The sequence below is a fragment of the Xenorhabdus griffiniae genome (genome assembly GCF_001028135.1).
GTDB classification, from domain to species: Bacteria; Pseudomonadota; Gammaproteobacteria; order Enterobacterales; family Enterobacteriaceae; genus Xenorhabdus; species Xenorhabdus bakwenae.
The window spans coordinates 20597-30765 of the sequence record NZ_LDNM01000035.1 but is presented as its reverse complement, the minus strand read 5'-3'; the positions used below and the strand labels follow the sequence as shown (position 1 = coordinate 30765).

The 10169-nt window shown below is 48.2% G+C and carries 7 protein-coding genes; all 7 read left to right on the top strand.

Translation table 11 applies throughout. The annotated features are described in order from the left end of the window. Positions 1-284: 284 nt before the first annotated feature. The 7 genes from AAY47_RS09245 to AAY47_RS22390 all read left to right on the top strand — a co-directional run bounded on the left by AAY47_RS09245 (position 285) and on the right by AAY47_RS22390 (position 10163). The gene (locus AAY47_RS09245) at positions 285-536 is read left to right on the top strand and encodes an acyl carrier protein (protein WP_053014242.1); all 252 of its coding nucleotides are present in this window, start codon (positions 285-287) and stop codon (positions 534-536) included. Further along, the gene (locus tag AAY47_RS09240; RefSeq protein ID WP_047769114.1) at positions 529-1605 is read left to right on the top strand and encodes an acyl-CoA dehydrogenase family protein; all 1077 of its coding nucleotides are present in this window, start codon (positions 529-531) and stop codon (positions 1603-1605) included. The genes AAY47_RS09245 and AAY47_RS09240 overlap by 8 nt, the downstream gene beginning before the upstream one ends. Positions 1606-1711: 106 nt before the next feature. Further along, positions 1712-2728, top strand: coding sequence for a hypothetical protein (locus AAY47_RS09235; protein ID WP_047769111.1), 1017 nt, complete (start codon positions 1712-1714; stop codon positions 2726-2728). A gap of 11 nt (positions 2729-2739) precedes the next feature. Further along, on the top strand, positions 2740-7011 hold the full coding sequence (locus tag AAY47_RS09230) for an AMP-binding protein (RefSeq protein WP_053014241.1): 4272 nt from the start codon (positions 2740-2742) through the stop codon (positions 7009-7011). Next, the gene (locus AAY47_RS22400) at positions 6990-8231 is read left to right on the top strand and encodes a ketoacyl-synthetase C-terminal extension domain-containing protein (protein WP_053460650.1); all 1242 of its coding nucleotides are present in this window, start codon (positions 6990-6992) and stop codon (positions 8229-8231) included. Before AAY47_RS09230 ends, AAY47_RS22400 begins: the two co-directional genes overlap by 22 nt. Further along, positions 8171-8575 carry a KR domain-containing protein gene (locus AAY47_RS22395; RefSeq protein ID WP_200904272.1) on the top strand — a complete coding sequence of 135 codons (405 nt, stop codon included), beginning with the start codon at positions 8171-8173 and terminating at the stop codon, positions 8573-8575. The genes AAY47_RS22400 and AAY47_RS22395 overlap by 61 nt, the downstream gene beginning before the upstream one ends. Beyond that, positions 8529-10163 carry a condensation domain-containing protein gene (locus AAY47_RS22390; protein ID WP_047769105.1) on the top strand — a complete coding sequence of 545 codons (1635 nt, stop codon included), beginning with the start codon at positions 8529-8531 and terminating at the stop codon, positions 10161-10163. Before AAY47_RS22395 ends, AAY47_RS22390 begins: the two co-directional genes overlap by 47 nt. The last annotated feature ends 6 nt before the right edge of the window (positions 10164-10169 follow it).

The following is a 10169-nucleotide window of genomic DNA, read 5'->3' as shown; positions in this document are numbered from 1 at the left end:
GATGCCTACTATAGCAACTGACCGCCTTTTTCAGAAATTGCACTTATCATGCGAATCCAAGATGTTAATGTAAGTTAAGTTTATGTCTAATTGAATGTGTAATTTTGTTGTTTTTATTTGGGTGATTACACGCCTTTGCGGTAGCTATGTTTATTGGTTATAAAAGCCCAATAAATAAATATGGGGACAAACAAGATTAATAGGGAAATCATTACGTTTATATTTAATTTAATTAATAAAAATTATCTTGATAAGGTAAATGAAAATTGATAAAGGAAGTCGTTATGAATATATCTGAACGTAAAAATCAGGTATCTGAATATTTCTGCAAACTTTCGGGTAAGCAGGATTTAGGTGATACTGTTAATATTTTCGATACCGGTCTAGTTAACTCTCTTGCTGTTATCCAGTTAATTGCTTTTCTGGAAAAAAACTTCAGGATTAAAGTAGAAATTGATGATCTTGATAATGCCAATTTTTCCAGTATTGAAGCAGTTTGTCATTTTCTGGATAAAAAGGTGGCAGCAAATGTTTAACCGTTTTCTATCATCTGCACAGCAAGAATGGTTACAGATATTTGAGCAATTGGCACATAACGGTTGGTTAGGCGGATTAGCGAAAACAGAACATGGCGGTCTGGGATTTGATGCGACGACCTTCGGGCTGCTGAATATGGCGATTGGGGCCGGAAGCGGCTCACTTACCGGCCTGCTCAATGTCCATTCGATGATGTTAAAAACCATTGAGGATTGGGGCACTCAGGAGCAGCAACAACGCTTTTTAACGCCGCTGGTCAAAGGTGAAATTATCGGTGCTTTTGCCCAGACGGAGGTTTCCGCCGGCGGGGATTCAAAAAACCTGACCACCCAGTTTGAAGATTGCAGCGATGAGCTAAGTATTCACGGGCAGAAAAGCTGGATTACGTTTGCTCAATCCGCAGATCTGTTTCTGGTCTTCGGCAAATATCAGGGATTAGATACGGCGGTTTTGCTTCCCGCAAATACACCGGGGTTAACCGTCACAGCTAAGAAAAACATGCTGGGGTTCAGGAGTGCTCATCTGGCAATGTTAGATTTCAATGACTGCCGGGTTCCGAAAACTAATATCATCGGGAAACCCGGTTTCGGGCAAAATCTCATTTCTAACAGTGCGCTGGATTACGGACGCATCAGTGTGGCCTGGGCTGCGGTAGGTATACAGCAGGCGGCCCTATCTGCGTCAGTACATAGAGCCAGTTCCCGTTCTACTTTTGGTTCATTCCTTGCAGATCAGGGCATTATCCGCGGCTATTTAGCGGAAATGTCCGGTAGTCTGCTTGCCTCCCAACTTATCTGCCTGTCAGCGACAAAAACCAAAGAAGCCAAAGATGAAGATGCGCTTGAGCAGATCCTTCAAGCCAAACTTTTTGCATCCCATGAAGCGGGTGTGAGTGCGGCAAAAGCGGTTCAAATCCACGGTGGTCACGGTTGCGATGAAATCAACGGTGTCAGCCGCCTTTATCGGGATGCCAAGATCCTGCAAATCGTCGAAGGCAGCAATGAATTGCAAAAGATGCTGATCGGTAAACAGCTCTGTACCCGATACAGCCACCACGCTCATTCATAAGCCGCTCTCCAATAACGTCTATTCCACATCACAGAATATTTTATCTGATATCCGCCCGTGGCATTGATCAGAGGATTCCTGCGTCATACAGCCTGCCAAGCGGTTTATGTTCCGGCTGGAAAAACGTCAGAGTCTTGGATCGCTGGAAGACGATTTACGTGATTTTATCCGTCCGTTTTCACTGGAAGACGGGATGAATGTCCGTGGTCGGTGGCTGGTGGCGGAACCAAACCCGATGTTACTGCTGGATTTCTCCCACGCCTGTATCGATGGTTCCGGTCTGATGCGTATTCTTGATGAACTGGCTACCGCAGATAACGCCGATCCAGACGTTAGTCTGGCAGCCTATTCCGCCTTGTTCTACGGTAGCGAATTTGCCACGTTGCGCCAGCAACATGCTGAGTTCTGGTATACAAAATTACAGGGCTGGCAACTGGCTTCCTGTCCTGATGACAGCAAAGAGATGGTTACGGGTTCCTGTCTGGTCACGGTGGGCGCTGAACAAAAAGCGCAGATTGAAGCGTTCACTTCGCATTTCAGGATCAGTGTGCCTGAATTCTTTATGACGGTGTTTTTACGCCTGAAATCTTATCTGGAACATTCTGCAGCATCTTTTATCCCATCCGCCTCAGAACAGCTTATTTCCACTATTTTTCATGGTCGTGATCGGCTGGAACAACAGGCTGTGATTGCGCCTTTGATGGCAGTGCTTCCCGTGCGGGTGACTCTATATGGTGAGGCAGATGATGAGAAAAATGCTCAGAAAGATTTTACCACCGTAAGCCAAGAGGTGCGTGAAGCCTGTCGCCATTATCTGTTTGATGCTGAAGAGCTACAGAGCCGCTATCCAGTGCTGCATGGTCAGGCATTAATGCCGACGACGTTTTTCGGTTACTTCCAGAAAGCAGGATTTGACGGTTGTATCTGCGGTATTTCCTGCTACCAGCTCGAAACCTCCCATGTTTCAGACGGGCAATCACACTGGGATCTGACCTGTGAGATTGCAGAGCATCCGGCGGGTTTTGATGTGCATCTGGAAGCATTTTCATTCAGGGCAGCCCAGAAAGTGGAAAACTGGGGAGTCTTGTTTAGTTCAATTTTACAGAATGCCCTGAATAAGTGAGGCACGAAGAAATGTTCATTAATGATCCTATTGCACTGAACGTCAGAAAACAGGTAATAAAAGAGTATATTAGCCAACAGTTAGACACCGAATATCAGGGGTGTCCTTTTTTTGTGCTGGCGCAATCGATGCCGGAAATCAATACCGAGTTTGCCATCACCTCATTGCCCCTGCCGGAAACACTGAATAACCGGCTTTTCATTATGGCTGCGGCTTCACCATTACATCGCCTATCCCTGTTTTCCGCTGCGGTTAACTACCTTGCCTTTCTGCATTGCCATGAACCGGAAGGTTGTCTGACATGGGCGGTTGGCGAAAGTGATATAACGGGAAATACCCGGTCAATAATGGGCGGATATCGGGTTCCGATGAAATGGCACCTGACGGAAACAGCGTTGGAACAACCGGTAAAACGTCTGTTTGGCGAAGAGCTGAACCGCTGGAAACAAGTTGCAGCACTGGTTTCTGATCTGCCACCGCAAACGGTATCTTCCATGATGCCGACATTACCGGAAGTTTTAGTAGGTTATTCGGAAACACTGCCTCCATTTATGGATTCAGAGTCTGAAGTACTGGCGATCTGGTTACAGGCCAATGCGGAAAAATCCGTACTGCATGTCCGCTTTGATCCGCAAAAAATAGCACCGGAACTGATTGCGTTACTTATGGAGCGGTTGGTCTGTTTGTTGAGCAGTATGGTCTTTGAACCAGTGGCATTACTGGCATCAATGAACTGGATACCTCAGCCGGATCAGGAGAGGCTACGTGCTTTGTCCGCGCCGGTTTCACAGCGGCAGACATTGCAATATCTGAATGTCGCTCAGGCGATAACGGCGTCAATTCGTGACAGAGCAGATACTGTATTTATAGAGGTTGATGGAAGGACGGTTAACTTTATCCAGCTCGCGCACTACACGGAAAATTTACTGACCTTACCCCGGTTTCCTCACTGGGATTCATTGGGGGATTGCATCCTGATTATTGGTGCCAAAGGCGTGGAAACCACACTGGCGGCAATGGCCTGTATGCGCATTGGTAAGTCTTTCTGCCTGCAATCAGACAGTATGCCGGAGCAGCAGTTACTGGATGTGATTGCACTGCATTGCACCCGAACGGTGCTGTTACAAAACACGGAGCAGACACATTCAGGCCAGTGGGCGAATTTATTCCGCCAGCATGGTTGTCAGGTGGTTATTCTGCCTGATTACCTTGCTGTTGCTCCGGAACAGTCAGCGTTTTCAACATTATCGGTAACGGAGAAACCGTTACTGGCAGAACTGTTGCTTAAGGGGGAATCTGTCAGCCTCGATGATCCTCTGTTTATTGTGATGACGTCGGGTAGTGAAGGAAAACCCAAAGGCTGTATCAATACTCATCAAGCATTACTCAGCCTCAGCACCGAAATGTATCTTCTGAGCGGTTCCGCTAATTTTCATCCAACTCCCCGACGCCTTGCCTCTGTATCCAATCATATTTTTGATTATTTTGTGCTGGAGTGTGTGCAGGTTTTAACACGAGATCAGGTGCTGGTTATGGTGCCGGAAGAAGCCCGTTTGGATGCGAAAAAGTGTGTCGCGTTTTTGCGGGAAAACCGGATTGATGCGCTGTTCACGACCACGGTATTTGCTGAAGACATCATGGAGCAGGGGGATATTCCCACACTCCACCAGCTTTATTTCGGTGGTGAAAGTTTGCGAACGTTTAAGAAGAACAATTACCAGCTCTTTAATGTTTACGGTCCCAGTGAAACCGGCGTTTTAACGACTTATTCCGCGATTGAACACAATGAGCAGAAAGTCACTATCGGTAAACCTTTCGGCGGATGCCAGTGTGCCGTGGTATTCCCCGATACGTTGCTGCCTTGTCCCATCGGTGTGGTGGGGGAGTTACTGATCGGCGGGATCGGGGTGGGTTCGGGGTATTTCAACCGACCGGATCTCACGGAAAAAACGTTTATCAGCCTGAATAACGCATGGCTGTCAGGGAGATATTATCGCAGTGGCGATTTATGCTGCTGGAATGCGCAGGGAAAACTGGAAATTCTGGGCAGGCGTGACCGCCAGCTCAAAGTGAATGGTTTCCGCATTGAACTGGACGCGATTGAAAGACAAGTATTGGATTTACCTATGGTTTACGAAGCGGCAGTCATTGGCGTTGAAGATAAACGGGGACATGCTCATCTGGCGGCGTTTATCGTTCCGATGGATGGCGGTCAGAGTACAGAGCAGGATATCAGGGAAGCCTTGTTGAGCCGGATACCGGTTTATATGGTGCCTGGCCAGATAACGCTGGTTTCCGTATTACCGTTGACCCGCACCGGCAAACTGGATCGGCAGGTATTGAAGCAGCTGCTGAAAAAAGAGGCTACCGATGCCCGACCTGCCGGAGAAACGCAGAAATGGCTGGCGACCTGCTGGGAACGGCATTTAGAGCGGGATACTGAAGAGCTAGCGGTAAATAAAAGTTTCTTCTCGCTGGGCGGACATTCGCTGCGGGCGGTAAAAATGCTGGCAGACGTTCAGCAAAAGTTCGGTAGCCAGAGTGTTTCTTTGCAGGCGTTTTTTCAGCATGACACCATTGAAAAACTGGCGGCACTGATTGATGCACAGAGTTCTTCTGATAAGAAAGCGGCTCCGGAAGATTTTCTTAGCTTGCTGGATGCGACGCCTGCGCTTTCACCGGATGGTCGCGGCCCATTATCGACGCAGGAAGCCCGGCTTTATGCGCAATACCGCCTGTATCCTGATTTGCTCATTAATATTGTGCCGCTGAAAATCCCGCTGCCGCCCGGAATATTTGCCACGTCTGACGCTGAAACAGGCAAAAGTAAGCGTGAAGCGGTCAAAAAAGCCTTGCAGATGTTGGTGGATCGTCACGATATTTTGCGTACCCGATACCGCATCGATAGTGAAGGGATCCCCTATGCCGAAACATTACCCTCGCTGTCCGTTGACCTGATTCTGACAGATGACCAGAGCCAGTGGCTAAATAGGCAGATGCAGGTGTTCGATTTGCATGAAGGCCCTCTGCTGAGGGGCTTTGTACAGAACGCAGAGACAGAACAGGCTTGTTTGCAGTTACAAATCCACCATATCCTAACGGATAAACCTTCGCTGGAAATTCTCCAGCACGAATTTGCACAGTTACTGGCTGATGCGCCGCTGGCGCCGGTTGAACTGAATTACCGGCGTTATGCGATGGCGCAAGTCAATGCCCGCCAACATCCTGTCTGGGTTCAGGCCGAAACGTTCTGGAAGAATTACATGGAAGGACTGGATTTTGATCCATTCTCCGCTCTGTCCGGACGGAGCGCCATCGAGATGGGCGGGCAGATAAAGTACACAGACTGGGCATTGCCGAGTAAGAGTGAGAAAAAAATAAAACAGCTTTGTCAGTCATTTAACATCACGCCAGCCATACTATTTCTGTCTGTATGGGGGCTAACGGTGGCGCGTGAAGGGCGCAGTAACCGGTTTTCTATTTCCGTTGCAAATGCGCTACGCCCTGAACTCATGCTGAGTACGGTAGGAATGTTTGTCTCCCTATCGCCCTGTGCATTCCGGCTGGATCAATCCGGTGAACATTTTGACCAGTTTGTCAGGAAGCTGGCGGATGAGCAGTGGCAGACTACGGAACATCTATTTTTCCCCATTGAAGAAACCTTTGCGTTGCTGAACCGTGACCCAAGAATGTTCGGCAGTAATCCTCTCCAGAATATTTCCTATAACTACATTGATATTGCCGAAGATTTTTCCAAAGAGTTCGATGAAATATCGGACGAGGATAATGTACTGGAACCAGCCGGAGAAGCGATCACGCTTTCTGTCGTCCGTACTGCACAGGGCTATCGACTGGTTCTGGAATTCCATTCTGATGTTTTCACGGAAACACAAATTGCGGCTCTTATCGCCGGTTATCAGGCGATTTTTCAACGGATTATGCATCATAACCCCGCAGTGTTGCAGGTGAATGACTTGATTGAACCTGAGAACGGGACACGAAAAGCGCTCCGGCCTGTACAGCGAAGTACACCTGCGGTGCCTATTGATACCCTGCTGCTGACCGCATTCCAGACATTAGGGGGACGCCCTGCGGTGATTGAGGGTGACAGTACCATCAGCTGGAAAGAATTTGCAGAATTAACTGCGGCTTATACGCAAATACTGAACCACAGCGCTATCCGGCGGGCGCTGATTATCGGGCATACGGGCAGCCAGATGCAGGCATTTCTGGCTGCAGGACGGTATGCTGTTCTCAAAAGATGGCAAAACCAGAGCTTTTGATGCCGATGCAACCGGCAGTGTATTCGGCAGTGGTATTACGGCGTGCCGGAAATGCGATTGCGGATAACGACCCTATTTGGGCGATCCTGAAAGGTTCCGCGATTAACAATGATGGAACCCGGAAAGTCGGCTATACCGCACCCAGCGTCAAAGGGCAGACGGATGTAATCCGTACCGCTTTTCAGATGGCTGAGATGGATGCGGCAGATCTGGGCTTTATTGAATGTCACGGCACAGCGACTTCCTTAGGGGACAGTATTGAATTTATGGCATTGCAGGAGATTTTTAATGAAAATCGCTCTGCTTCCCAATCGATACCGATAAATCAGTGCGCGTTGGGTTCGGTCAAAACGAATATTGGGCATCTGGATTCTGCCGCAGGTATTGCCGGATTTATCAAGACAGTTATGGCCGTCAGGTATGGCGTGATCCCGCCGACATTGTATTTCCACTCGCCTAACCCGTTGCTGGGATTTGAACAGTCACCGTTTTATATCAATACACGGGCTGAACCGTGGTTATCTGAACAAGGGAAACCAAGAACTGGCGGTGTCAGCAGCTTTGGTATTGGCGGTACGAACGCGCATATCGTGCTGCAGCAGTATATTCCTGCTTCTGCGGCTTCCGCTCCTGATATTACGCAGCCCTGTTTTTTCCCTTTTTCTGCGAAAAACAAGGCGGCACTGGTACAACAACTGGAATCAGTCTCTCACTGGTTAGTACAGCTGTCTGATCTGGATCTCGCCGCATTGTCCCATACACTGAGTAAACGGCGGAGTTTCCCGTGCCGAATGATGTTTGTGGCAGAGTCAAAATTTGCCTTAATGCGGCAGATTAAAACATATCTGGCGCAGGAGGAACATGATGAACTGGCGCTGATCCCACAGTTTCTACAACAAAGCACTGTACCGCCGGATAAACACTCTGAGATAGTAGCGGATATCAATCGCTGGATTTCCCGTCAGGTAAAAGAACCGGCAGAATGCTTTTTTCCTTCTTCCCAAGGTCAGCCGCTGACAGATGTTCCCGGATATGCGTTTATTCGGGAAGAGCATGGTGCCGGATATATTACGGATAAAAATTGGGCACAGATTGCCAGTGTGATTACCACAACAGAAAGCAATAATCTGTCCAAAAATATGCCGGGGTTGTTGTTGCCATTCTGGAAAGCGATCCGTCTGCCAAAAGAACAGGAAGGAACGCCTCGTTTTCTCCTCTGATTCAGCTCAATGCTGAACATTACAGCGCGCAACTTAAGCCCAAAGCTCAGGTTGCGGCGGTGCTTGCCAGCGTATTTACACATATTCCGGTCGAATATTGCTTTGTCACTTCGTCTATGTCGGTATTTTTCGGCGGCATCGCTCACGCGCCTTATACAACCGCCAATCTGTTTCTGGATGGCTGGGCGCAGAAACAAAATTTATTTCTACAAAAAACACATTCACCGAATACGCACTGGGTTGTCATCAACTGGGAAACGGTACATTTTGAACAACCCACTGACGCTAAGAAAGAAGATGCAGCAGGAAATTGCCGACATATGGAGCCAGATCCTCGGCATTGATGGTATCGGTATTGAGGACAAATTTATGGCGTTGGGAGGCGATAGTTTAAAAACTATCGTCATGGCAGAAAAAGTGTATAAAAAAACCGGCAAACGGATTGCGATTCAGGATTTCTTCGTCCAGCCGACCATTCTTGAAATTGAACGGCAGTTCCTCAGCGAGCAGCAGAATCCTGTGCCAATGCTACCTTCTGTTGATCCGGACGCGCCAATTGTCGCCAGTTCTGATCAGGATTTACTGTATATCCACCAAATCACGTTTGCCGATGGCAGTTATAACATGCCAACAGCTTTCCGCTGTCTCGCCTCGATCAGCGCAGCTGTGATTGCGGAGGCACTGGAACAGCTCGCTAACAGGCATCCTGTACTGAAATGCCTGTTTCAGCGTCAGGGTGCCAATCTGATGATGCTGCCTCAGCGCACATCCGAAGTCAGGTTATGGGTATCCGAAGCAGGCGAGAAACCAGAAGAGAATGCAGTTCGTCTGGAGCAATTCGCCAATCAGCCTTTCGACCTGCATACTGATTTACCTGTCCGGGCGATGATGCTCACCGCTTCAGTATCTTATCCATACCATCAGGTGTTGATCGTGGTACACCACATTGTTTGTGATGCCATTTCTCTGGGGATATTGGTTGATGATTTTCAGCGCCTGTTGCACGGTTTGCCGTTACCGACACCGCAGTACAGTTTTGCGGCTTACAGGCGTTACCGGCAGGAGTCTGCCAACGAGGACAGGACGCGCAAAGAAAAGGCATATTGGCTTGCCAATCTGTTACCTCTGCCTGCGCCGTTATCATTACCGATGAAGGAAGGATATAGCTGGCATACCGATACGGAAAGAGAGCAGGGACTGACGCTGAAACAAGCTCTTACCTCGCAGACCAGTGCTGAAATCAGGCAGTTATGTGATGAACTTGGTTTGTCTGTCTCTACCTTTTTCCTTGGCATATTTGGTGTCCTGATAGCAAAAATTGCCCGTGCCGATACTTTCCTGCTGGGGGTTCCGGTGACAGGACGTATGCAGCCGGAAGAGCTGGAACTGGTCGGTTATCTTGTCAACATGCTGGCCTTGAAAGTTGAACCGGAAGCTGACTTGCCTGTGGCGGATTATCTGCTGCAACTGAATGCTCAATGGACTGAAAGTGTGCCTTACCAAACTTATCCGATGAGTACTCTGCTGGATGATCTCAGCACTGAATGCCAGATGCCGAATCGTCAGGGCAAACATCCCCTGTTTGACGTGGTGTTCAACTATTTACCTTTGAGCCTGAGCAGTGCGGATATCCATGATGGAAGCGATTTTTCCCGGTTTGAACTGGCGTCAGAGGCAGCCAAATTCGATCTGGAACTGGAAGTGTCTGAAACCAAAGATGCTTTTCATTGTTTGATTCAGCTTCGCCTGCAGATGTTCAGCGAAGAGACAGCCAGAGTGATATTTGGTTATTTCTTTGAATTAATGAATGAAGTTATTGCTAATCCTGAAGAAGAAATTCAGGAGTTGCTTAAGAACCTTACTTATGGTTATACGCCGGAATCGTTCGCTCAGGTGAACGATCAGGATATTGATTCAGAGTTTAATTTTTAGGGAGTG

What these genes read in the sequence shown, in the direction of transcription:
- AAY47_RS09245 (WP_053014242.1), top strand. Translation starts at nt 285, where the DNA reads ATGAATATATCTGAACGTAAAAATCAGGTATCTGAATATTTCTGCAAA.
- AAY47_RS09240 (WP_047769114.1), top strand. Translation starts at nt 529, where the DNA reads ATGTTTAACCGTTTTCTATCATCTGCACAGCAAGAATGGTTACAGATA.
- AAY47_RS09235 (WP_047769111.1), top strand. Translation starts at nt 1,712, where the DNA reads ATGTTCCGGCTGGAAAAACGTCAGAGTCTTGGATCGCTGGAAGACGAT.
- AAY47_RS09230 (WP_053014241.1), top strand. Translation starts at nt 2,740, where the DNA reads ATGTTCATTAATGATCCTATTGCACTGAACGTCAGAAAACAGGTAATA.
- AAY47_RS22400 (WP_053460650.1), top strand. Translation starts at nt 6,990, where the DNA reads ATGGCAAAACCAGAGCTTTTGATGCCGATGCAACCGGCAGTGTATTCG.
- AAY47_RS22390 (WP_047769105.1), top strand. Translation starts at nt 8,529, where the DNA reads ATGCAGCAGGAAATTGCCGACATATGGAGCCAGATCCTCGGCATTGAT.